Raw genomic sequence first — 22,494 nt, 5'->3', positions numbered from 1 at the left:
AAAAAGTGCGCCGCCGCTTTGCGCCATCCCGCGTAGGCGGGGTTCGCTCCAGTCGGCTTGCGCCCGAACTCCGTGACTTTCTCAGGCTCCCGTCCTGATCGGGGCGCAGTGAGCGTCTTTATGCGGTTGACGAAGGCATTGACGTCGAACTGCTTGCTGCTGATCTCACCGCTGTCGGCTGTGAGCGACATATGGAAGAAGACCTCGAGGTTGACGACCGGGATTGTGATGATGTTTCGGACGATATCGATCTGCGGCCGGACGGTGACTGCCAGCGCGAATGCATCCGTACGAAGCGCGTCGAACAGGTCGGGGACTGTCGTGACTGCCACGGCGGGATAGCCCGCAAGTTCGAGCTTGGCGACGATGGTGTTTGCCGCGTTGGCCGGAAGAAAGACAAGAATGGGTCGTCTGTTATTTTTGCTCGCAGGTCCGCTCACGGCAAAGTCTCCTTGCTTGATCCGTCTGTTAGTTGGATTTTGTTCCGTCTCTATTGCCGAGCTGCGATTGGCGGCGGGAGGCAGGTGAGACCATCCCGGATGAGCCGAGAAAGTCTCGCCTTTGTGCTTCCCGGGCCATCCTGTCCGCGGCTAGAACTTGTAGCTCGCGCCGATCATGACCTTGTTCTGTGTGGCGCCAAAATCGCCGACGCCGGCGCCGAAATCCTTCTTGCCGAAGTCCGAATATCGATATTCGCCACGAACCAGGACGTTGTCCGTAATAGCGTGTTCGACACCTCCACCCGCAGTCCATCCAATAAGGATGTCGTCTTTCTTGCGTATGGCGGGCAGGTCCAGCTTGCCGCTTGTCGCCGCGACGCCGGCAGTTGCGAAGATCAGCGTTCGGTCGAGGGCATAACCGATACGACCGCGTCCGGATGCATCCCATTCAAGGTCGGTGTCCTTGTCTTTGGCGAAGTTGTAGTTGAAGTCGTTCTCGATGCCGTAGACGATGCTGCCCGACTGGAAGTTATAGCCGGCGTGAATGCCTGCGGAGCCGTTGTCCAGATCTTCCTTGGTGCCGAGAACGGTCGTTTGATTCCAGCTATAGCCGCCCTGGGCGCCGATGTAGAAACCTGACCAGTCATAGGCTGAATGGGCAGCAGGCGCGGCCTCCGGAACAACGGACAGGTCCGCAGCCATTGCGGGCGCTGCCGACGAAATAGCGATAATGGCAAATACGAATGACTTGATGTGCAAGGGAATAACTCTCTTTCATAAAATGGATGCAGAGGCTGACCCCACGACGGGAGGCCGGTTCGCATTGCACTATGCCGGAGAGCAATATTGCAGAGTGTCTTTTTGTATTAAGTTATGTTGCGGCACGAACGAGACGACCGTTTTCGTTCGCGCGCCGTCTCGTCGTTCAATGTTGCGTTGACCCTGAAGCACCGGAATCTGCCGTCTGTAGGTTCGGGGTCACCCGGCTGTCGAACGTAACGCAGTTCCGGCCACTCGTCTTCGCGGCGTAGAGTGCTTTGTCGGCGCTGTGGATGACGTCTTCAAGATCGCGGGCAACCGGCGTGCTAATGGCGCATCCGACGCTGGTTGTGAAAGTGATTCTGTGAGCGCCGGTGTTGACCATGGTCGCTGCAATCTCTTCCCGAAGACGATTTGCGAGCATAACAGTCGCCGCTTCGTCGGTCTCGCGAAGCAGCACCACGAATTCTTCACCTCCGAACCGTGCGACCTTGTCGGTGGAGCGGATACCGGCGCTGATGATATTGCCCATGGTGCGGATGACATAGTCACCCGCCGAGTGGCCAAACGCATCGTTTATTCGTTTGAAATTATCGATGTCGAACATGAGAATGCTAAAGGTGCCATTGCTCTTCTTGTAGTAATTCCAGGCGTCTTCAGCAAATTCCAGAAAGGCCCGCCGGTTGAGAAGGCCGGTGAGGCCGTCCGTATCGGCGAGGACCTGAAGGGTGTGGAGATCCTGCCCGAACCGACGCATCTTCTCCTCGTTGGTTCTCTTTTGAACCTCCACTTCGCGCTGCAGCGTATCGATCGTGCTGTGGGCATCCTGCTGGCCGGCTTCGGCAGATCCTAGTCTTCGCAGCAGGGAGCGGACCGCAGCGGAAAGCTGCAGAATATCCAAAGACCCGTGTTCACGCTCCACAGTCGTGCCATCTGTCTTGCGTCCGACGAGATCGAGGCTCTCGGCCAGGTTTTGCAGCGGCCTTGTGACAGCGCCTGACAGCACCCAGGCGAGGCAGGAGGCAATGCCGGCCACTGCAAGGCCAACCAGCAAAATCTGCAGCACCAGTTTGTTCGCCGCCCCATAGATCACATCGACCGGCTTGCGGGCGGCGACTGTCCAGCCGAGACCCGGGTAGTCTCCATATCCCTTGGTCGCAACCAGCGCGGTTAGCATGTCCTTGCTGTCCGCGTGATCGATGAAGACCGTGCCCCGGCTTGTCCCGGCGGCCCCGAGACGGGAAACGTCGATCTTCGCCGAATTATCGCCGATTAGAACCGAACCGTCACGCCCGACGACCCAGAGATCCGAAGGCGAGGCTTGATCCTCGTTGCTGAGAACGGTCCGTCGCACATCGTCCGCCCACGTCCAGCTCATATGGGCCCCAAGCACGCCGGCAAGCGTTCCCTGCCGGTCCCGCACAGGCATGGCAACGTCGACAAAGCGAAACGGGGCGTCGGTCGAAGAGGAGCGCAGCAGTTTGTCAAGCAGTTTTGCTTCGTGCACGTCCTCGACAGTGGGCGCTTTCAGGCCATTTACAAACCAGGGGCGTGCAGACACGGATTGACCTTCGAGCATGCCCTTGGTGGCAGCCCGCACGATCCCGTCCGGCGATGCAAAGCCCAGCCAGGCATATTCCGACAAGCTCTCCTGGAGCCGCTGGAGAACGACGCGCACCGCATCGGGTTCGCTTCCCCAGATCGGCTGAAGCGGTGCAAGGTTGGCGATATTCTGGATTTCCCGGTAGCGTTCGAACATGTGCTGGTCGAGACGTTCTGCCATGTGGCGTGCCAGGGTCAGCAACTCCTGGTTTGCGCTGGAGACCGCGTTCTGACGTGCTAGAATTGCAGCGCCGGAAGCAGCAATGCCAACGGCTCCGACGCAGGTAACCGCTGTCAGCAGTGCCATCTGTGCCCTGATCGTCAACCGGTCGCGAAGACTTTGGAAAGACCAACTGCCTAGCGAAACATGCACGTTGAAAACCTCGCCTGCAAGAAACCCACCTCCAGAATTAACGCCCGTTTTGACGAGGCTGACCGACAGAAACCACACAACCATTTAAAATTGATGCACGCATGACACGTCGCCGATGTCCACATTGGGACGTTCGTTGTTACAGGTCCATAGCCATCCTGCGGCAAATTGCTGTGAATGCTGTCGAGACGGTACTGATCCGGCCAAATATCTTAAGCAGCACGAAGGGCTGGCATTCACAATTAATCGCTTTTTAAGCAAGATGTCAGACAATTGGGCCAGCATCTTAACACTGACATCCTTGGAGCCGCGCGGTGGTAAATTTTCTTTCTTCAAATTCCAAGCAAGTGCTCGGCGCCCTTGATCTTTCATTTGCCGTCATCGAATTCGACATCAATGGAAAGATTCTGGCAGCCAACAAGAATTTCTGTGATCTGATGGGGTATGCGCCGTCGGAAATTATCGGGAAGCATCATCGGATCTTTCTCGACAAGGAGTATGCGGACTCTGCCGAATACGTCGCATTCTGGAAAAGGCTCCAGAACGGTATATTCGATTGCAGGGAATTCACGCGCCTCGCCAAGAACGGCAGCGAGGTTTACATTCGCGGAAACTACAACCCCATCAAGAACAGTCGCGGTAAAGTCCTGAAGATCGTAAAATTCGCCAACGATATTACCCAGACCAAGATCCACGAACTCGACAGCGCCGCGAAGATCACCGCAATGTCTCGTGCGCAGGCAATGATCGAGTTCACGCCCGACGGAAAAATCCTTTCGGCGAACGCGAATTTCCTGAAGGCGCTCGGCTACACTCTCGAAGAGGTCGTCGGCAAACATCACCGGCTTTTCGTTTCTGCCGCCGAAGCCAATTCCGCCGAATATGCGGAGTTCTGGACGCGTCTGCGAGGCGGAGACTTTGTTGCGGACGAGTTTACCCGTGTCAGCAAGTCGGGACATCAGGTCTTTATTCAGGCGTCCTACAACCCGGTCTTCGATCTCAAGGGAAATGTGATCAAGGTGGTGAAATTCGCTACGGATGTCACCCAACGCGTTGAAAACGTCGAGAAGCTTGCCGATTGTCTGACGAAATTTGCGTCAGGCGACCTTTCGCAGCGGATCGACACCCCCTTTATTTCCTCGCTGGAGAAGCTGCGGGCCGATTTCAACGCCGCCTCCGCAAAGCTGCGGGAAGCCATGAGAACCGTCGCAGAAAACGCAAAGGCGATTTCTGCGGGATCCAACGAAATTCGCTCGTCCGCCGATGATCTGGCCAAGCGGACCGAACAGCAGGCGGCATCCGTAGAGCAGACGGCGGCAGCTCTCGAGGAGATCACCACGACCGTCAAGGATTCCAGCCGACGCGCAGAGGAAGCCGGACAGCTGGTTGCCCGTACAAAGGAACATGCGCACCATTCCGGCGCAGTTGTGCGCGAGGCAATCGGGGCGATGGACCAGATCGAGAACTCATCGCGGGCGATCTCCAATATCATTGGCGTCATTGATGAAATCGCGTTCCAGACCAACCTTCTGGCCCTCAATGCCGGAGTGGAAGCGGCTCGAGCCGGCGAGGCGGGCAAGGGCTTTGCCGTCGTCGCACAAGAAGTGCGGGAATTGGCGCAACGCTCGGCAACGGCGGCCAAGGAAATCAAGGCATTGATTACAGCCTCCAGTGTCCAGGTTGGCAATGGCGTTGCGTTGGTCACCAAGGCCGGCGGCGCCTTGCAGGAAATCGCGCAGCATGTCGAAAACATCAATGCCGATATCTCGGCAATCGTCGATGCTTCCAGGGAACAGTCCACGGCCCTGATGGAGATAAATCGCGCCATCAATACGGTCGATCAGGGCACGCAGCAGAATGCGGCAATGGTCGAGGAGCAGACGGCTGCAAGCCACAGCCTTGCCAGCGAAGCATCAGCACTCTTCAGCCTGCTCGACCAGTTCAGATTTGCCGACGCTGCCACGGCCAAGTCGCAGCTCTATCCCACGACTGCCGCTCTCCGAAAGGTGGCATGATCGCTTTCTGAAACATGCCCGAAAGGTCGGTGATCCGGCCTGCTGTCAGCCCGCTGCCAGGCATCTAGCGGACAAGGACACGGCTGCAAGGCCGTGTGCTCGGGCCTTGAATGCCGGTGCTGGCGGCCTGCGATCTTTTGTTGGGATCCTGTTTTGTAAAGATTGTGCCCCAGTGCGCAAGTGTCCGGTTGGTCGGAGGCGGCGAAAGGGAGGTTGGCGACCCCTCCCGGCACCCCAATCGGACTATGCTGCCGGCAGCGTGATCATGCGCCTTTGTTGATCAGTTTCAGTTCCCAATGCCCGGCGGATTAACCATTCGCTGGTTTCATTTGCGTAGATAGAACGCGTCATTTTGCTTCCTCGACTTGCAACTGGCGCTGGCGCCAGCAATCATGGGGAATGACAATCGACCGACCCTTGTTTCAGCCACCAGCGAGCAATTACGCAGACATTGTGCGTCGGGATATTCTGACGCAGTTGCAGCGTTCTGGATCGCGGCGGTTGACGACGATCATTGCTCCGGCTGGCTACGGCAAGACGTCGCTTGCCGCACAGTGGTACCAACTCTTGAAAAGCGAGGGTGAGCGGCCGGTCTGGCTGACGCTTGATGCCGAAGATTGCGACGAGCGTCGGTTTCTACTGGCGTTGATGGATGCGCTTGCGCCGCTCTTGCCGGACGAAGGGCGGGGGCTCGATGCCAGCAGCATGGCCGTGCCCTCAGTCCTCTCGGTGTTCATCACGCGGCTGCGCCAAATCGAGATGCCGGTCACTGTGTTCGTCGACGACTATCATTTCGCCCAGACCGATACGACGGAAGCACTTCTGGCAAGACTGCTTGCCGCAGCCGATCTCACCCATATCAGCTTCATTCTCATCTCCCGCAGCGCGCCCCGGTTTCCGCTGTCCGCACTGCGCCTCAACGGCGAACTCAGGCAGATCGGCGTTGCCGATCTCAGCTTTTCAGACTGCGAAGCGCAGGAATTCTTTGCGGGTCGCTCGACGCTGCTGACGAGCAGGCAGGTCGGCGAGTTGAACAAGCGGACCGAAGGATGGGTCGTCGCCCTGCAGATGGTCCGGGTCCTCGTCAACGATACCGCCGACAGTGCCGCGATCCTCAATTCTTTCGATGGCAGCAATGCTGAGATGGGGCGATACCTGTCGGAGCAAGTGTTCTCCAGCTTGCCGGAAGACATCCAGCGGTTTCTGATCGAGACCGCCACGCTTCCGGTTATCGGCCGGACGCTTGTCGCCGCCGTTTGCGATCTGCCGGATGCCGTCGGGCTGTTCAATCGGCTAGGCACTTTTGCGCTGCCGATCGCCGTGCTCGATAGGCATGGAGCATGGATCCGGTATCATCCGGTGTTCAACGGTTTCCTCAAGGAGGAGGCTGCCCGGATCGGTATCGATCCAGGTCGAGTGCTGAGAAAGGCGGCACGGTGGTTCCAGGCATCTAACGACTGCGACGCGGCCGTCCGGCATGCAATGCTGGCGGGCGATATCGCGCTGGCGGCCGAGATCATCGAGGCTGCCGGCGGATGGCGGCGGGTGTATGCGACGACACGAGGCGGCGCACTTTTGTTTCAGGCGCTGATCGAAAAGGCTCCGTGCATCAATCTCTCGGCATTCCCACTGACGACGCTCGGGCTTTGCGTCATCAGCGCCAAGGCCGGACAGCTCGATACGGCCAATCACTACCTGACGCTGGCCGAGCGCTCCTGTGGTGAAGGGGAATTGTCCCGCGACTTGCGGGTCGTCCGGGTGCTTCTTTCGCTCTACACCGACCGGTGGGCAAGTGCTGGCGATCTATCGGCTCTGGAAGCGGATCTGTCGCAGGCTAGCGACATGGAGCTTATCCATCGCGCCCTGGCCTTGAACATGCTGTCCTACAATTTCCTGATCCGGACCGAGCTCGATCGAGCCTTGCATTACGGGCAACTCGCGCTTCGGGCTTTCCGCGATGGCGGCGCCGATTTCGGGGCGATGCACCTCTACACGCATATCGGTCAGGCGTCGTTTTTCAGCGGAGACATCATAGGCGCCGCCGAAGCCTATCGTAACCTCATCGTCGAGGCGCAGACGCATATTGGCAAGGGAAGCGATCTCGATGCCGTCGGGCAGGTGCTGGAAAGCGAAATACTCTCCATGCGCGGCGAGCGGCAGGCCGCGTCATCGGCGCTATCCTGGGCTCTGCCGCATCTCGAGCGCCACGACACCTGGTTCGACCTGCTCGCCGCTGGTTTCATGGCGCAGCAGCGCGTGCACCGGCTGAACGGTCACATCATTGCGGCCCACGCCGCCATGGACAGCGCTCGCGCGGTGGCTGCCCGTCGTGGCTTTGACCGCTTGACGCGGCTGATCGACGGCGAGCGTGTCACTCTGCTGATCGCCTCAGGCCACGTCGACGAAGCAGCCCGATTTGCCGAGGTCCAGGGAATGAGCCGGCAAAGCGCTGCCACCGATAGTTTCAACATGTTCGCCTACCATCTGCGGGGAGCCGTGCCGGCGTTATTATGGACCCGTATCGATGCGGCGCGCGGCGAAATCGCGGCAGCGCGCGCAGGGTTTCAGCGGCTGATGGCCCAGCAGCCAGCAAAGCCGCACATCCCCCGCCGTATCGAGCTCGGCTTTCTCGATATCCGCCTCCTGCTTGCCGAAGACAAGCCGCACGAGGCAGCGGCGAAACTATCGGACATGCTGCTGTCGCTGCCGGTCTTCGACTACCGCGCCATACTTCTGGTGGAAGGTGCGGAATTCGCCGAGCAGCTGGTTGGCCTTGCGGCGTCAATGGACGTGCCCGACGTCGTGTCGCAACGACTTGCCGACGCTCTGAAACTCGAGCCCGAATTCGATCCGCCGGTAGAGGAGGTGGCTGTCATTGCCAAGGTCGAGCCGGGCGGACTGACGGAACGTGAGCGCGGCGTCATGCAGCTACTCAGCGAAGGCCTGAGCAACAAGGAAATCGGCCGACAGCTGAGCCTCAGCGACAACACGGTCAAATTCCACCTGCGCAACATCTTCGCCAAGCTCAATGTCACGACACGCACCGCTGCCGTGATGGCGATCAGGCACCGCTGACCTATCCATATGGGTGGGGTGCCGCGAAGGCAGCCCACCCATATGGCAGGCTACCCGCAATGCGCGAGGTCGCTTAATCTGCCCTCAATATGAATGATGAGGGTAGAAAATGACCCCAGGGAACATGACTGTCGATCCCGTTACTCAGGAGATCATCGAAGGTAAGCTTATGGCGACCGTCGACGAGATGGGGATCGTCATGGCGCGCACGAGCATGAGCCCCGTGATCTACGAGGTGCTGGATTTTGCCTGCGGCCTGCTGACGGCTGAGGGGGAACTCGTTGCCCAGATGAATGGCATCACCCTATTTACCGGCACGTTTGGCGTCCAGGTAAAGGCGCTGATCGGTAGATTTGACGGCAATCTTGTCGATGGCGATATCCTGCTTTCGAACGACCCCTACGCCGGCGGCACGCACGCTTGCGACTTTGCCATCGTCAAGCCGCTGTTCGCCGATGGTACGATCGTCGCCTATGCGATCAACGTCGCCCACTATCTCGACGTCGGTGGATCGGTGCCCGGCAGCCTTGCGCCGGATGCCACCTCGGTCTTTCAGGAAGGCCTGCGGCTGCCCGGCGTTAAGGTAGTGCGCTCGGACGTGTTTTCCGACGAAATCCTCCACATCATCAGTGAAAACGTCCGCCTGCCCGAGATCGCGCTTGGTGACCTCAATGCGCAGGTCGCGACGGTGCGTGTGGCGGCGCGGCGGATGATGGAGCTATCGGCGAAATACGGCTCCGAAACGGTTCGTGCTGCGTTCACCAGTTTGCTCGATGCCAGCGAAAAGCGCAGCCGGGCTGCCATCTCCCTCATCCCCGACGGCTGTTACGAGGCAACCGATATCATCGATGGCGACGGCGTCAGTTCGGCGCCTATTTTCGTCAAAGTTGCCGTGACGATTTCCGGGGACAGCATTACAGCCGATTTCACCGGGTGTCCGCCGGCCGTGGCCGGACCTATCAACTGTGCACGCGGCGCGCTGCAGTCCGCAGTCAAGACCATCGTCAAGGCAATGGTCGGGCCGCAGGAGCCCTCCAACGAAGGCTGGTTCCGGCCGCTGACGGTGATCGCGCCGTCCGGTACGCTGTTTACGGCTGAAAAACCCTCGCCGACGGGTTGGTACTACGAGGGATCGGTGCATGCATCGGAGCTGGTCTGGAAGGCGCTCGCCGCCCTGGTGCCGTCGCGATTTTCCGCCGGTTCCTATTCCAGCCTTTGCGTCGTCTATATTTCCGGCAGGGATGCCAACGGGCAACCGTTTATCCATATCGAGCCGCATCACGGCGGCTGGGGTGCCAGTGAGCATCGAGATGGCGCCAATGCTGTCATCGCACTCACCGACGGCGACACCTACAACTATTCTGTCGAGCTGATCGAAGCCCGTTTCCCGTTGCGCGTCAAACGCTATGCCTTGAACGTCGAGGGTGGAACCGGCGAGGGGCGCCGACGCGGCGGCTTCGGCATCGTGCGTGAGTACGAGATCTTGAGCGGCGGTGCATCGGCCTACGGCAGCTTCGGACGCACCAGCACCCTTCCATGGGGCATGGATGGCGGCGGAAGCGGCACTGCGAATGTGCTGCAGATTGCGCCGGCAGATCGAGGTGCGCCGCAATCGCATGGCCGCGTCGCCCATATCGATCTTGCGACCGGCGACATCCTGCGGGTTGTCACCGGCGGCGGCGGCGGATGGGGAGACGCGCGCGACCGCGAAACCTTCAAGATCGAACAGGATCTGCAGGACGGATTTTTGACGGAGGCCGACGCGTCCAGGCTTTACGGATACAAGAGAAGGATTGCGGGATGATCAGACTTGCAACGGATGTGGGGGGCACGTTCACGGACCTCGTCGGCTATGACGAGCAGAGTGGCGAATTGTTCACCGCCAAGAGCCTGACGACTGTCGACGACCAGTCGATCGGCGTACTCGACGCCATCGCTGCTGCCGAAGCGAAAGACGGGTTGCGCACGCGGGACGTGACATTTTTTGCCCATGGCGGCACGACGGTCATCAATGCCATCACCGAGAGAAAGGGCGTGCGTACTGCGCTGGTGACCACTGCCGGCTTCCGCGACGTTCTGGAAATCGGCCGCGGCAACCGGCCCGATCTCTATAACCTCCAGTTTCACAGCCCCGAGCCATTCGTCCCCCGGCATCTCCGTTTCGAGGTTCGGGAACGCCTTGATGCTTCCGGCAAGGTGCTCATGCCGCTGGAATGCGACGACCTGCGGCCGATCATCGCGAAATGCCTTGAAGAGGATGTCGATGCTGTCGCCATTCTCTTTCTCCACAGCTACGCGAACCCCGAGCACGAGATCCTGTGTGCCGATATTCTGGCCGATGCGCTGCCATTTACGACCATCTGTGCGAGCCATGAGGTCTCGCGGCAGTGGCGGGAGTACGAGCGCTCGAACACAGTCGTGCTGAATGCCTATGTGCAGCCAATCATTCGCAACTACTTTGCCCAGCTGGAAAGCTCTCTGACGGGTCGTAACCTGACCTGCCCCTATTACGCGATGCAATCGAACGGCGGGATCTCGACGTTCGACCAGGCCGTCAACAGCCCGCTGACTTTGGTGGAGTCGGGACCGGCGGGCGGTGTCGCCGGTGCGGCACGTATTGGTACCGCCATCGGCGAAAGTGAGGTTCTGTCGCTGGACGTCGGGGGCACGACGGCAAAATGCTCGCTGATCCACGATGGCCGCCCGACCCTGAATGTCGAATACAAACTGGAACATACACGGATCGCGCCCGGCCATGCCATCCAGGTCCCGGTCGTCGATATCGTCGAAATCGGCTCCGGCGGTGGCTCAATTGCGCGCATCGACGATCGCGGCGCGCTAATCGTGGGTCCGCAAAGTGCCGGCTCGACACCGGGTCCAGCCTGCTACGGGCGCGGCGGCACTCAACCGACATTGTCCGATGCCATCCTCGCCATAGGCATCTTCGATCCCGCAACATTTGCCGGCGGCAGCATGCATCTGGACAAACGGAAGGCGGACGAAGCGATCGCGACTGTGGCTGGGCCGCTGGGGCTGAGCATCGAGGATGCAGCACTGGCGATCATCGATATTGCCCATGCGAGCATGATCAATGCCCTCAAGCTGGTGACCGTCCAGCGCGGTCACGATCCGCGCGACGCCGTCTTTGTTGTCAGCGGCGGTGCCGGACCTGCGCTCGCGACCCGTCTCGGCCGCGATCTCAGCGTCAAGGCGACGATCATCCCGCCGCATCCCGGGATCTTTTCCGCATGGGGCATGCTGGCGGCAGAACCTCGGGCGGATTTTCGCGGCACTTGGTTCGCGCAGTTGTCGGCAGGCGCTCTGGCAGAGCTGGCGCCACGGTTCGAGAGCCTGGAGAGGGAGGCCATTGCCTACTTCGCCAAGGGCCAGGAGGCCAATATCAGGTTCACCTATCAGCTCGAAGCGCGGTATCGCGGACAGGAGCATGGCGTCTATGTGCAATTCCAGCGCGAAGACAACGTCGACAGCCTTGCGGAACGCTTCCATGCGGCGCATGAACGATCTTATTCATTCAGGCTCGCGGATGCGGCTATCGAGATTACGACACTGCACCTCGAAGCGGTCCTGAACGGAACGGTCATCGCCTTGCCGAAGATAAAGTCGGCCGTCGAGCGCGTCGCGCCCGGCGGACAGAGAAATGTCTATTTTGGCGGTCCGAAGGGATGGATCCGTTGCCCCGTCTATGCGCGTGACAAGCTCTGCGGCGGCCAGCAGATCGAAGGGCCGGCTATCGTGGAGGAGGCGACGGCAACGACCTTGATCCAGGAAAATCAGACATTGAACGTCACGGATAATGGTATTCTGATTGTTCGCGAAACCAGCGCCAAGGCAGGGTAAAGATGGCGATATCCATCCAGATCGATCATGTCAGCAGGGAGTATGGACCTGTCAGGGCACTAGACGACGTGACGCTCGAGATCAAGGCGGGTGAATTCTTCACGCTGCTTGGATCCTCCGGATGCGGGAAAAGCTCGCTCTTGAAGCTGATCGGCGGCTTTGACCGCCAGACCTCGGGTCGTATTGCGTTCGACGGCAAGGATGTCGGCGATGTTCCGGCCAATCGCCGGCCGGTCAATACGGTCTTCCAGAACCTGGCATTGTTTCCGCATATGAGCGTTGCCCAGAATATCGGTTACGGGCTTCGTCTGAAGGGGATGTCCAATGCCGCACTTCAGGCAAAAGTAGACGATGCGCTGGATCTTGTCGAACTCTCCGGCTTCGGCCCACGCGACGTCAATCTGCTCTCCGGCGGCCAGCGGCAACGGGTGGCGCTCGCCCGCGCCCTGGTCATGGAGCCGGGGATCCTGCTTCTGGACGAACCCCTGACTGGGCTGGACGAACGCTTGCGCCAGCAGATGCGCGACGAATTCGGACGCTTGCACAAGCGCACCGGCGCAACCTTCATTCTGGTCACACATAATCAGGATGAGGCCCTCAGCCTCTCTGATCGCATGGCGGTCATGCATCGCGGCCGCATAGAGCAGGTCGACGTGCCGGCGCGGTTTTTCGAGGCGCCCGCCAATGCCTTCGTCGCCCGCTTTGTCGGCATCGACACGGTCCTGCGGCCGGAGGCGGTGATGTCGGCGGGCGATCATGCGCAGGCGTCTATCGCCGGTCAGATGATGCCCGTGCGCATGGCCGGACCTTTGGACACAACTGCAAGCGTCGTTGCCATCCGGCCGGACCGGTTGTTTGTGGCGCCGTCGGGCGCGTCCCCGTCGCTGCGGCTCACCGTGGTCGGCACGACATTCAGGGGACTGCACCGCGATCTGAAACTCGCCTTTGCCGATGGGCAGACGCTGATGATTGCGATTGATGCTGATCGTGCGGATCTCGCGATCGGGCAGGAGGTTTCGGTCGGCCTGAAGCCCGATGCTGCCGTTCTGATTGCAAGTTAGAGACTGCCGCCTGACGGTTTCGCAGGCTGCTCGAGCAATGCATGCCAACAAAAAAAGGGGAATGACAATGACGATCCATGACAGACCACTTTCATCCAATCGGCACAGCAATGTGCAGCGCCGCGATTTCCTCAAGATGATGGGCGCAGGTGCTGCACTGTCTGCCGGCGGCCTGGGTTTCGCCTCGCGTCTTGCCGCACAAGAGGCTCGCACGGTTGCCTTCTGGGCTACGGCAACGCTGGACATCGGCGACAAATGGCAGGCGTTTGCCACGCAAAGCGGCGTGACGCCTGAGTTTACCGACAACGGCAACGACCTCGGCCCGGTGATGGCCCGCCTCGCGGCCGGCAATGCCAACGATCTCTTCGATGTCGGCGGCTTCCAGGGCGGCGCCGAAAAGGAACTTGCACGCCAGGGCGTCATCGTTCCCTGGGACCTTGCAAAGATCCCGAACTATGAGAGCCTGTGGCAGTGGGCAAAGAACATCCCCTACTTGAAGCAGGACGGAAAGCAGTACGGCATTCCGACCGTGGTCAACGCCGACTCGATCATCTACCGGCCCGACAAATTGGGCAAGATCGACAGCTACGGTGCGATCTTCGATCCGAAGCTGAAAGGTCGCGTTGCGATGGAGGATGCGTGGATCAACAGCGCCATTTTCACTGCCATGTACCTGAAGGAAAGCGAAAGCAAGCCGATCGTTGATCCCGGCAACCTGACCGAGTCCGAACTCGGAATGGTCATGGAGTTCCTGATCAAGCACAAGACCGACGGCCAGTTCCGCACGTTCTGGAATGGCTGGGAGCAGGGTGTGCAACTCGTTGCCGACCAAGAGGTCGACGCGATGACCGGATGGGAGCCGATTGTCTATGAAGGTCGCAAGCGCGGGCTCCAGGTGGAATATGCCGCCCCCGTCGAAGGATACGAGGGCTGGGGCAACAACACCGTTCTCCTCAAGGGGGCTGCAGATCGCGGTGTAGCCGACGCTGCGCATGGCTTCGTCAATGGCCTGCTAGGCGGCCTCTACGGCTGCGAGCTCGGCCAGGCGCGCGGCTATCTCGTGCCGACCGACAACAATGTCGCCTATGCCAAGGCGCATCCGGAGGAGTACAAGCCGGAAGAGGTGGAGAAGCTGGCGGAACACGTGAAAGCCAAGTTCGCCGGCAAGATCTACTGGCAGAACGCCCGGCCGGATAATTTCCAACTCTACGAAGAGTGGTGGCAAAAGCTGCGCAACGCCTGAGCCCCACAATCGGCAGCGTTCGTTTTCACCGCCGCTGCCACCGAACCCCGGAGATGCCGATGGTCAGATTGCGCCTGCCCCTATCGTCGATGCTGATGACGCCGCCGCTCCTGGCGATCCTGACGCTTGGGCTGGTGCCGCTGACCGTCGTTATCGTCTGGAGTTTCTGGAGCTGGGATCCGCAGACCTATTGGATTAAACCGGATCTGAACCCCGCCGGATACGAGGCCATTCTGGACGCGGGCCGATGGACTGTCATCGTTTCGACGCTGGTGAAGGCTTTTGCCACGGCATTCCTCTGTCTGCTGATTGCCTATCCCACCGCCTATGCGATCCATTTCCTCGCCGGCCGGCGGTTGAGCATCCTGCTTCTGGCGCTGATCACCACTCCCTTTTTCACGTCATACCTCATCCGCTCCTTTTCCTGGCGGCTGGTGCTCGGGCGCACGGGTGTGATCAACACGTTGCTGCAGGATTTCGGCATCACCCACGCACCCCTCGACTGGTTGCTTTTCAGCAATTTCGCGGTCGTGGTGGGGCTTGTTGCGTCCTATCTGCCTTTCGCGATCTTTCCGTTGCTGCTGTCGATGCGGCGCGTTGATCCGACATTGCTGGCGGCTGCTCAGGATCTCGGCGCCGGCTTCTGGAGAAGCCTTGCGACCGTCCTCATTCCCCTGACCTTATCGGGCATCTTTGCCGGCTTCCTGTTCGTCTTCGTCATGGTGGTCGGGTCTTCGACAGAGGTCCAGATGCTCGGCGGCGCGGGCGCTTCCATCGTTTCTGTGATGATCAACGACGTCATGCGTGTCGCCAACTATCCGTTGGCATTTGCAATTTCGACGGTGGTGCTTGCTGTCATCTTCGGTCTGGTGCTGGTCGGCAACCGGCTTTTCGACCTTGCCTCGCTCTTCGAGGATCAGTCGCCATGATGATCCGTGAAGGACTTTCCAACCGCATCCTGCTCTGGGTCGTCACCATTGCGGGACTACTCGTCATCTACGCGCCGCCACTCTATCTGCTTGCCGTGTCGTTCAATCCGGCGCTGCAGCCGGGTCTTCCGAGCCTCTCCAACCTCAGTCTTCAGTGGTACCTCGCGCTGCCTAAGGAAACAGCGCTGATATCGGCGTTGGAGCAGTCCCTGATCATTGCGACGGTCACGGCGGTTCTGGCGACAGGGATGTCGCTGCTCGCAGGCCTTGCCTATTTCGAATTGCGAGCCCGGCGGCGGGCATGGTTCCTGACCGTCATCCTGCCGATGTTCGTGCCGGGCGTGATCCAGGGGCTGGCTCTGTCGGCCGTTTTCACGCGCGCCGGTATCAAGGCGTCGAGCATGACGGTCATCGCAGGCCATGTGCTGTGGGCGATGCCGTTCGCCTTCGTCGTTATCCTGACGAGCTTTGCTGCCGTGCGCCGGTCCTATCTCGTCGCGGCCGCCGATCTCGGCGCCACCCGCTGGCGCCAGTTCATCGATATCACCTTGCCGCTTATCCGGCCGGGCCTGATAAGCGCTTTCATATTTTCTTTCCTGCTTTCACTGAACGAATTCACCCGGGCCTTCTATCTGGCAGGCCGCCAGAACACGCTTCCGGTGGTGCTGTTCGGCAAGATGAATTCCGGTGCGTCGCCAGTCATCTACGCGATGTCCGGCGCCATATTCCTGGTGTCGGTCGCCTGCGTCACGCTCATCGCAATCCGCTCTCTCATTCGCAGGTCAGAACCGGCGACCGGCTGATTGCGCCGGAAAGGGCGCTGGAAGCCAGCGCCCCCCAATGCTCATATGTTCACTGACATCCTCAGGCAGCTTTCTTGGCTTCAAGTTGTGGAGCGGTCGTGCTCGCGGCCAAAGTCGGGCCTGTCTGGATCTCGATCTTGCGCGGCTTCATCGCTTCCGGAATTTCGCGGACCAGATCGATGGACAGCAGGCCATTCGACAGACCAGCGCCGGAGACGCGGACATGATCTGCCAATTCGAAGCGGTGCTCGAACGGGCGACCGGCAATTCCGCGGTGCAGATAACCTTCCCCCTGCGTTTCCGCCTTGTTTCCGGTAACCGTCAGCAGGTTCGACTGGAACGTCAGGCTCAGCTCGTCCTGCGAGAAACCGGCGACTGCGACCGATATGCGGTAGGTATCGTCGCCCGTCTTGACGATGTCATAAGGCGGCCAGTCGCTGATCGAACGCGCGCGCTGAGCATTTTCGAGAAGATTGAAGACGCGGTCGAAACCGACGCTCGAACGGAAAAGCGGTGCATAGTCATAAGATGTTGCCATAGCCATATCCTCCTTGAAGCAACATGGGTACGAAGACGCCGAAGCAACCGGCGCCTCGGTGATCGCTGGCCCTTTCTGGCATCCAGCAACAATTATCTGGTTTTCCAAAAATTCGGTTTCAAGAGTTGTTTTGCAAAAAAAAGTGAGGGCTTCCGACGGACTGAATGTGGTCTCGCCGCGCTGCACCCGGTGTCATTTCTCCGACAGCCTCTCCACGAGCCAGCGACCCGCTGTGCCCAGGGCCGTGCCCCTTCTCCGTGCAACAACGAAGGGAAATTGCGGCATCCTGTCCAGTCCATCCCATTCTGTCGGATGGAGCTCGACGAGCTTGCCCGCTGCGATATCTGCTGCCACTCGCGACCGTGGCATGCTACCCCACCCGAGGCCGGCAAGCAGCATAGCGTGCTTGGTCTCGAGTTCGGTCGTATACCAGCGATTGACGGCGATGATCCCGTGATCCTGCTTTGTCGAAACGGAGGGACGTGCTGCAAGAATGAGCTGCAGGTGATCTCGCAGAACTTCAGGCTCGATGGGGCCGGCGATCCTGGCAAGAGGATGTGCAGGTGCCGCGACTGCAACGAGTTCGATCAATCCGCACGCACTGCGTTCCAGCTGGTTGGTCAAGGGGAAATAATCGACGGTTATCGCGACATCTGCCCAACCATCCATCAGCGCCCGGACAGACGTCTCGACCGGCTCGACCATCAGACGCACCTGCAGGGTCGGGAAGGTCTCGTGAAAAGCCTTTAGGATCGTCGTCACGAGGTCCATCGGAATGAACGGATCGATCACGAGCCGGACCTCCGTCTCCACACCTTTTGCCAATCCCGTGGCAACGAGATGATATTCCGCGACGACATCGAGGATCCTTCGCGCGCGCGGCAAAAGCGCAATGCCCGCTTCGGTGAGCACCGGACGGTAAGCGGAGCGGTCGAAGAGCAGCGCGCCCGTCTGGTCCTCCAGTTTCTGGATGGCATAGGTTATCGCCGAGTGCGCCCGGTTCATGCTTTTGGCTGCCGCCGCGAAGCTGCCCTCGTCAACGATGGCTACGAAAACAGCGAATTGGTCGAAGGATGCAGCGTTCATACCGTTCAGATTATCCGAACGTCTCCTTCGAAACTATCCCTATTTCATTTCACGCACGGCGAGGGCAAGTTCTCGCGGAGCAGACGAATTCACCAGAGATGTGAAGAGGCACGACATGATCCCCTCCGCAATCGGCATCGAGACCAGAAATAGTCACAAGCTGCTCAAGGGCGCGCTTTGGGTGGCTCAGGGGCTGATTTTCGCGAGCTTCTGTTTCTTCGGCTTGACCAAGCTGACCACACCGATCTCCCAGTTGGCCGGCATGATGCCGTGGACAGGTGCCGTTCCCTCCAGCTTCGTGCGCCTGATGGGGCTCATCGATATCGCCGGCGGCATCGGCATCTTCATCCCAGCGCTGACCCGAATCCGGCCCCGTCTCACCGTGGCTGCAGCATTTGGCTGCACAGCGCTGCAGATCTGTGCCTCAGCGTTCCACATTTCCCGTGGCGAATTCGCGGTGTTGCCGCTGAATGTCGTTCTGCTGGCACTCTGCCTGTTCATTCTCTGGGGTCGCACACAGCGCTTTCCGATTGTGTCTCGGACAGACCAGGTCTGACGGAGCGAGGATTGCTTGCTGTGCAGTCCTTCCTCGATATTACCCATGATGTGCAAAACGACACCCTTCGAACCTACGTTGAAACCGAAGCGGTCGCCTATAGTGTGAGAAAGCAAATCTTATGAAGTTCGAGGAGGATCGTTTTCGGCTCCTGCGGCGTAGCGTGATGACGATGATGTCGTTTGGGCTCGTCGGCTTTGCCACCGCAAGGCCTGCCTTGGCGTCCCAGCCAAGCCACACCATAACGCCCGCCGCAAAATGGAAGAAGCCTCACCGCGTGATATTCCACGTCGATAGCAGCGATGAGGCAATCATGGGTCACGCGATCGGCGGCTCCATGAATCTGAGCCGATACTATGGCGACAAGGGCGAGCCACCGCTGATCGAGATCGTCGCAAACGCCGCGGGCATCGCGATGTTTCGCGCCGACAAATCTCCCCTTGCCGATCCCATCCGCGTGCTGCGGGAACTCATCCCCGGGCTGACGCTCAGTGTCTGTGGTTCCTCGAAGGCGATTGCCGAGAAAAAGGAGGGACAGGAAATAACTCTACTGGAGGGCGTGAAGGTCGTCCCTTATGGTGTAGGGAGACTGGTCGATCTCCAGGAAGCCGGATGGAGCTATATTCATGCATGATTTGACGACGCGCGGGCTGCGCAATCCGGTAACGCGGCGGAGCGTAGTTGCAGGCGGCCTTGGCGCGGCAGCGACCCTTGCATATCCGCACGTTGCGCCGGCCCGCTCTTTTGACAATCCGCCGGTGTTTTATTCTGACCATCACCAGTTCACCATTCTGGAGCCATCGCTTGTCATGGCGCCGACGACGCTGTCTGGCCTCGACGGCAAGCCAAAAATCCTGAAGCCAGCCAGTGGCAAAGTAACATTGGTAAGCTTCTGGGCGACGTGGTGTGTCTTCTGCAAGACGGATATTCCTGCCCTGGCGAAACTGAAGGCTTCCATGGGAAAGCGGATCGACGTCGCCGCAGTTTCAATCGACAAGGGCGATCGCGGAGACGTCAAGCTCTTCCTCTCCGATCTCTCCGTCGCGGGCTTGCCGATCTACCTGGATCCGAACGGTACAGTAGCGGGAACGGATGCTGCCTCAGGCCAGCAGTTTCCGCTTTACGGAATGCCGATTACCTATCTGGTAACCCCTGATCAGCACATAGCCGGTTACATCGCAGGGACAGCAGACTGGCTAAGCAAACCGGGCCAGGACCTGCTTTCCTATTACAGTTAGCTGTCAGCCCGCGGTCCGCAAATCCGGTCAGGTCGGCAGGATCTTGAAGTCGGCGCCTTCCGGTAACAGCTGTCCGCCATCGACAACGATCGTCGTGCCCGTCACGTATTTCGCGTCGTCCGATGCGAGGAACAGGAAGGCGTTGGCGACATCCCGGGGTGTTCCGAGACGGCCGAGCGGGATCGAATCCTCCATGTTCTTGATGAAGGCAGCGCTGCGGTGCATCTGTACGGCCTCGGTCAGGATATTGCCCGGCTCGACGCCGTTGACGGTGATGCCGTAGGACGAGAATTCCAGCGCGGCCGAGCGGATAAAGCCGTTGATGCCGGCCTTGCTGGCCGAATAGTGGCCATGGCCCGGGCTGGTGACATGCGGCCCCGTTATCGACGAGGTGAAAAGGATGGTGCCTGACCCTTGCGCCTTCATTGGCGTAAGGGCTGCGCGCGCGGCGTTGAAGCAACCGCGCAGGTTGACGGCCAGCACCCGGTCCCAGTCGTCGGGCGTGGTGTGTTCGATCAACTGCCAGGGATAGATGCCCGCGTTCTGGACGATGATGTCGAGGCGGCCATGACGCTCGATGGCGAGCGAGACGGCAGCGACAGTCTCCTCCATCGATGAGACATCGGTGCGAATGAAATCTGCTCCGAGTTCGCTGGCGGTTGCCTCGCCCTCGTTTTCTTCGAAATCGGCGAGCACGAGCTTCGCACCCTCTTCCTTGAACCGCAGGGCGACGGCCTTGCCGATGCCACGCGATGCGCCGATGACCAATGCCACCTTGTCTTTCAGTCTGTCTGTCATGCGAGCCTCTGGCGAAGTCTTTGTTTGAATGTATCGAGAAGAACTGCGGCGAGTACCAGGAAGCCGTGGATGACCTGGGTGTAGTTTGCCGGCAGTCCCATGAGGTTGATGGCGGTATTGATGGAGGAAAGCAGCAGCACGCCGGCATAGACGCCCGGCAGGCCGCCGACGCCGCCCTTGAGGCTGACGCCGCCGATCACCACCGCTGCAAAGGCATTGAACAAGAGCCCGACGCCGAGGTTGGCAGTGGCACCCGATGTCCGGATGGCCAGCAACCAGCCTGCGAGCCCGGCAATGGCACCTGCCATGACGAAGGCGAGGATCAGGTTGCGGGTAACGCGAATGCCGGCCCGGTATGTCGCGGTTTCGTTGCCGCCGATCATGACCAGATGCCGACCGAATTTCGTTTTCGACATCATAACCGAGAAGATCAGGAAGCAGCAGATGGCGATCCAGGCCGAAAGCGGAATGCCGAGGAAACGCTCGATGGCGAACCAGCGGATGGCCGGCGCAAGGTCCTGGGCCGATCGTCCGCCCGAGATCGCAAGCACGATGCCGCGCACCCAGATGAACGACGCCAGCGTGATGATGAAGGCACTCATCTTCAGCTTGACGACCAGCACTCCGTTGAGGAGCCCGATCAGCCCGCCGATGGAACAGGCGATCAGCAGGGAAACGGGGACCATGAGCCATTCGGGCGACAGCTTGATGCCGAGACCTATGCCGGCAGAGCAGAAGAGGATACCAACGGCCATCGCCGAGAGTGCGGCCACTGATTCAACCGAGAGGTCCATGTGACCGGTGATGATCACCAGCGCCAGGCCGATCGACATGACGCCGAGCACGCTCGACGCTTCGATGATGTTGGTAAAGATGCCGATCTGGAAGAAGTTCGGGATCACCGCCGAAAATACGGCAAGCACGAGGATAAGCATGAACCAGACGAGATTATCGAGAACGTATTCGAGGGTTTTGCGTGTACGAGGCGTCATCAGGCAAATCCGAATTGGAGGGGAGGGGTCCGGGGTACTGTGACCCCGGACGGAAAGTCCGACTACTTTACGGATTCAATCGTTCCAGCAGGTGGCTTGAGGTTGCCCCAGAATGCGGGGTTGTCGACATTGGCCTTGGTGATTGCGGAGCCCGGGACCTTGATGTTCGGCCCCCATGGCTCGATCGTTACCTCGCTCTTCAGACCCAGCACGTCATAAGTGCCGGCCTTGATCTCCTGCTTGGCGACCACCTTGTCCATGAACATGGCAACGGCGGCGGCCTGGGCGTAGAGCGGCTGCTCGACTTCGGTATTGAGCCAGCCCTTGCGGATCAGGTCGAGACCGACGGGAGCGCCGTTCGAGCTCATAATCATGACATCGCCCGGCTTCTTGCCGGCTGCCTCGAGCGAAGCCACCGCTGCCACCGAGAGATGGGCGGCATGCAGGAAGATCAGGTCGATATCGGGATTGGCGAGCATCTGGTCGGAGACGATGGTACCGGCATTGCTCGCTTCCCACTGCATGGCGGGAACCGAAATGATTTTGACGCCGGGAAAGGCTTTCATCTTTTCCTCGAAGCCCTTCTGGATATCGAGCGTGTAGGGGTCGCCAGGGTCGCCGAGGACCTGCAGAATCTTGCCCTTCACGTCACCTTTCCTGGCCTTCAGCATCGCCTCGGCCTGATCTCCGGCGATATGGCCGATCTCGACCGTGCCGGCCACGGAGGTGAAATCAGACGGCGTCGAGGTGATCTGGCGGTCGAATTCGACGACAGGAATGCCGGCAGCACGGGCTGATTCAATCGAGGGCTTCAGCGCGTTGAAATCGACGGCAGCGAGAATGATCGCCGCAGGCTTCAGCGCCATGACGTCGTTCATCTGCGACTGCTGGGCGTCAGTCTTGTTGTCGGCATTCAGTGTCTTCATGTCATAGCCGGCCTGCTTCAGGAACAGCTGCAGGGCGTTGACCGAGCCGGTCTGGAATTCGTCGAGCAGGGTGGGCACGAGGTAATAAACGGTGCCCTTGCTTTCGGCGGCGGCTGTCGTGAGCATGGACAAGCCGAGCACCATCACGCTCAGCAAGGTTAGCATTATTCGCTTCATGATCGTTCTCTCCAGTTTGAGCCGG

19 protein-coding genes are annotated in these 22,494 nt (G+C 59.7%); 11 read left to right on the top strand and 8 right to left on the bottom strand.

Features of this window, described 5'->3' with window-relative positions; genetic code table 11:
- The 3 genes from EQW76_RS24985 to EQW76_RS24975 form a co-directional block, all read right to left on the bottom strand.
- Window positions 1-440 (bottom strand): hypothetical protein (locus EQW76_RS24985; protein WP_143123330.1); only part of this gene is annotated, 440 nt, incomplete at its 3' end.
- Between the two features lie 150 nt (window positions 441-590).
- Window positions 591-1,199: an outer membrane protein gene (locus tag EQW76_RS24980; RefSeq protein WP_142831640.1), complete on the bottom strand. Its 609-nt coding sequence runs from the start codon at window positions 1,197-1,199 to the stop codon at window positions 591-593.
- Window positions 1,200-1,365: 166 nt separating this feature from the next.
- Window positions 1,366-3,108 carry a diguanylate cyclase gene (locus tag EQW76_RS24975; RefSeq protein WP_161990999.1) on the bottom strand — a complete coding sequence of 581 codons (1,743 nt, stop codon included), beginning with the start codon at window positions 3,106-3,108 and terminating at the stop codon, window positions 1,366-1,368.
- A 380-nt stretch (window positions 3,109-3,488) separates the two neighbouring features.
- Between EQW76_RS24975 and EQW76_RS24970 the strand changes: the two genes are divergently transcribed.
- The 8 genes from EQW76_RS24970 to EQW76_RS24935 all read left to right on the top strand — a co-directional run bounded on the left by EQW76_RS24970 (window position 3,489) and on the right by EQW76_RS24935 (window position 16,158).
- Window positions 3,489-5,189 carry a PAS domain-containing methyl-accepting chemotaxis protein gene (locus EQW76_RS24970; RefSeq protein WP_142831642.1) on the top strand — a complete coding sequence of 567 codons (1,701 nt, stop codon included), beginning with the start codon at window positions 3,489-3,491 and terminating at the stop codon, window positions 5,187-5,189.
- A 501-nt stretch (window positions 5,190-5,690) separates the two neighbouring features.
- Window positions 5,691-8,264 carry a LuxR C-terminal-related transcriptional regulator gene (locus EQW76_RS24965; protein WP_244615508.1) on the top strand — a complete coding sequence of 858 codons (2,574 nt, stop codon included), beginning with the start codon at window positions 5,691-5,693 and terminating at the stop codon, window positions 8,262-8,264.
- A gap of 109 nt (window positions 8,265-8,373) precedes the next feature.
- A complete protein-coding gene (locus EQW76_RS24960) occupies window positions 8,374-10,068 on the top strand; it encodes a hydantoinase B/oxoprolinase family protein (protein WP_142831644.1) in 1,695 nt (564 codons plus the stop codon).
- Window positions 10,065-12,122, top strand: coding sequence for a hydantoinase/oxoprolinase family protein (locus EQW76_RS24955; RefSeq protein ID WP_142831645.1), 2,058 nt, complete (start codon window positions 10,065-10,067; stop codon window positions 12,120-12,122). The genes EQW76_RS24960 and EQW76_RS24955 overlap by 4 nt, the downstream gene beginning before the upstream one ends.
- A 2-nt stretch (window positions 12,123-12,124) precedes the next feature.
- Window positions 12,125-13,183, top strand: coding sequence for an ABC transporter ATP-binding protein (locus tag EQW76_RS24950; RefSeq protein WP_142831646.1), 1,059 nt, complete (start codon window positions 12,125-12,127; stop codon window positions 13,181-13,183).
- Between the two features lie 61 nt (window positions 13,184-13,244).
- A complete protein-coding gene (locus EQW76_RS24945) occupies window positions 13,245-14,426 on the top strand; it encodes an extracellular solute-binding protein (RefSeq protein WP_162854786.1) in 1,182 nt (393 codons plus the stop codon).
- 59 nt (window positions 14,427-14,485) lie between these two features.
- Window positions 14,486-15,355, top strand: coding sequence for an ABC transporter permease (locus EQW76_RS24940; protein ID WP_142831648.1), 870 nt, complete (start codon window positions 14,486-14,488; stop codon window positions 15,353-15,355).
- Window positions 15,352-16,158, top strand: a complete 807-nt coding sequence (locus EQW76_RS24935; protein ID WP_142831649.1) for an ABC transporter permease — start codon at window positions 15,352-15,354, stop codon at window positions 16,156-16,158. Before EQW76_RS24940 ends, EQW76_RS24935 begins: the two co-directional genes overlap by 4 nt.
- A gap of 61 nt (window positions 16,159-16,219) precedes the next feature.
- Here the strand turns inward: EQW76_RS24935 and EQW76_RS24930 are convergent, their stop codons facing one another.
- Window positions 16,220-16,696, bottom strand: a complete 477-nt coding sequence (locus EQW76_RS24930; RefSeq protein WP_142831692.1) for an Hsp20 family protein — start codon at window positions 16,694-16,696, stop codon at window positions 16,220-16,222.
- A 192-nt stretch (window positions 16,697-16,888) separates the two neighbouring features.
- Window positions 16,889-17,782 carry a LysR family transcriptional regulator gene (locus EQW76_RS24925; RefSeq protein ID WP_142831650.1) on the bottom strand — a complete coding sequence of 298 codons (894 nt, stop codon included), beginning with the start codon at window positions 17,780-17,782 and terminating at the stop codon, window positions 16,889-16,891.
- A gap of 115 nt (window positions 17,783-17,897) precedes the next feature.
- Between EQW76_RS24925 and EQW76_RS24920 the strand changes: the two genes are divergently transcribed.
- From EQW76_RS24920 to EQW76_RS24910, 3 genes are all read left to right on the top strand, one after another.
- Window positions 17,898-18,338, top strand: coding sequence for a DoxX family protein (locus EQW76_RS24920; RefSeq protein WP_142831651.1), 441 nt, complete (start codon window positions 17,898-17,900; stop codon window positions 18,336-18,338).
- Between the two features lie 121 nt (window positions 18,339-18,459).
- A complete protein-coding gene (locus tag EQW76_RS24915) occupies window positions 18,460-18,972 on the top strand; it encodes a hypothetical protein (protein WP_244617014.1) in 513 nt (170 codons plus the stop codon).
- Complete coding sequence (locus EQW76_RS24910; protein ID WP_142831652.1) at window positions 18,965-19,576, top strand: TlpA disulfide reductase family protein; 612 nt, start codon at window positions 18,965-18,967, stop codon at window positions 19,574-19,576. The genes EQW76_RS24915 and EQW76_RS24910 overlap by 8 nt, the downstream gene beginning before the upstream one ends.
- 27 nt (window positions 19,577-19,603) lie before the next feature.
- On the opposite strand, the gene EQW76_RS24905 is transcribed toward EQW76_RS24910, so the two are convergent.
- The 3 genes from EQW76_RS24905 to EQW76_RS24895 form a co-directional block, all read right to left on the bottom strand.
- Complete coding sequence (locus tag EQW76_RS24905) at window positions 19,604-20,374, bottom strand: SDR family oxidoreductase (RefSeq protein ID WP_142831653.1); 771 nt, start codon at window positions 20,372-20,374, stop codon at window positions 19,604-19,606.
- The gene (locus tag EQW76_RS24900; RefSeq protein WP_142831654.1) at window positions 20,371-21,366 is read right to left on the bottom strand and encodes an ABC transporter permease; all 996 of its coding nucleotides are present in this window, start codon (window positions 21,364-21,366) and stop codon (window positions 20,371-20,373) included. Before EQW76_RS24900 ends, EQW76_RS24905 begins: the two co-directional genes overlap by 4 nt.
- Before the next feature lie 62 nt (window positions 21,367-21,428).
- Window positions 21,429-22,469, bottom strand: coding sequence for a sugar ABC transporter substrate-binding protein (locus tag EQW76_RS24895; RefSeq protein ID WP_142831655.1), 1,041 nt, complete (start codon window positions 22,467-22,469; stop codon window positions 21,429-21,431).
- Window positions 22,470-22,494 lie beyond the last annotated feature (25 nt).

It is taken from the genome of Rhizobium sp. rho-13.1 (assembly GCF_007000305.1).
Lineage (GTDB): Bacteria > Pseudomonadota > Alphaproteobacteria > Rhizobiales > Rhizobiaceae > Rhizobium > Rhizobium rhododendri.
This window is presented reverse-complemented; position numbering and strand designations above follow the sequence as displayed.

Bases quoted from the DNA above. Each gene is read 5' to 3' on its own strand.
- EQW76_RS24975 (WP_161990999.1), bottom strand. From the start codon at position 3,108: ATGGCACTGCTGACAGCGGTTACCTGCGTCGGAGCCGTTGGCATTGCT.
- EQW76_RS24960 (WP_142831644.1), top strand. From the start codon at position 8,374: ATGACCCCAGGGAACATGACTGTCGATCCCGTTACTCAGGAGATCATC.
- EQW76_RS24955 (WP_142831645.1), top strand. From the start codon at position 10,065: ATGATCAGACTTGCAACGGATGTGGGGGGCACGTTCACGGACCTCGTC.
- EQW76_RS24950 (WP_142831646.1), top strand. From the start codon at position 12,125: ATGGCGATATCCATCCAGATCGATCATGTCAGCAGGGAGTATGGACCT.
- EQW76_RS24945 (WP_162854786.1), top strand. From the start codon at position 13,245: ATGACAATGACGATCCATGACAGACCACTTTCATCCAATCGGCACAGC.
- EQW76_RS24940 (WP_142831648.1), top strand. From the start codon at position 14,486: ATGGTCAGATTGCGCCTGCCCCTATCGTCGATGCTGATGACGCCGCCG.
- EQW76_RS24935 (WP_142831649.1), top strand. From the start codon at position 15,352: ATGATGATCCGTGAAGGACTTTCCAACCGCATCCTGCTCTGGGTCGTC.
- EQW76_RS24930 (WP_142831692.1), bottom strand. From the start codon at position 16,696: ATGGCAACATCTTATGACTATGCACCGCTTTTCCGTTCGAGCGTCGGT.
- EQW76_RS24925 (WP_142831650.1), bottom strand. From the start codon at position 17,782: ATGAACGCTGCATCCTTCGACCAATTCGCTGTTTTCGTAGCCATCGTT.
- EQW76_RS24920 (WP_142831651.1), top strand. From the start codon at position 17,898: ATGATCCCCTCCGCAATCGGCATCGAGACCAGAAATAGTCACAAGCTG.
- EQW76_RS24915 (WP_244617014.1), top strand. From the start codon at position 18,460: ATGAAGTTCGAGGAGGATCGTTTTCGGCTCCTGCGGCGTAGCGTGATG.
- EQW76_RS24910 (WP_142831652.1), top strand. From the start codon at position 18,965: ATGCATGATTTGACGACGCGCGGGCTGCGCAATCCGGTAACGCGGCGG.
- EQW76_RS24905 (WP_142831653.1), bottom strand. From the start codon at position 20,374: ATGACAGACAGACTGAAAGACAAGGTGGCATTGGTCATCGGCGCATCG.
- EQW76_RS24900 (WP_142831654.1), bottom strand. From the start codon at position 21,366: ATGACGCCTCGTACACGCAAAACCCTCGAATACGTTCTCGATAATCTC.
- EQW76_RS24895 (WP_142831655.1), bottom strand. From the start codon at position 22,469: ATGAAGCGAATAATGCTAACCTTGCTGAGCGTGATGGTGCTCGGCTTG.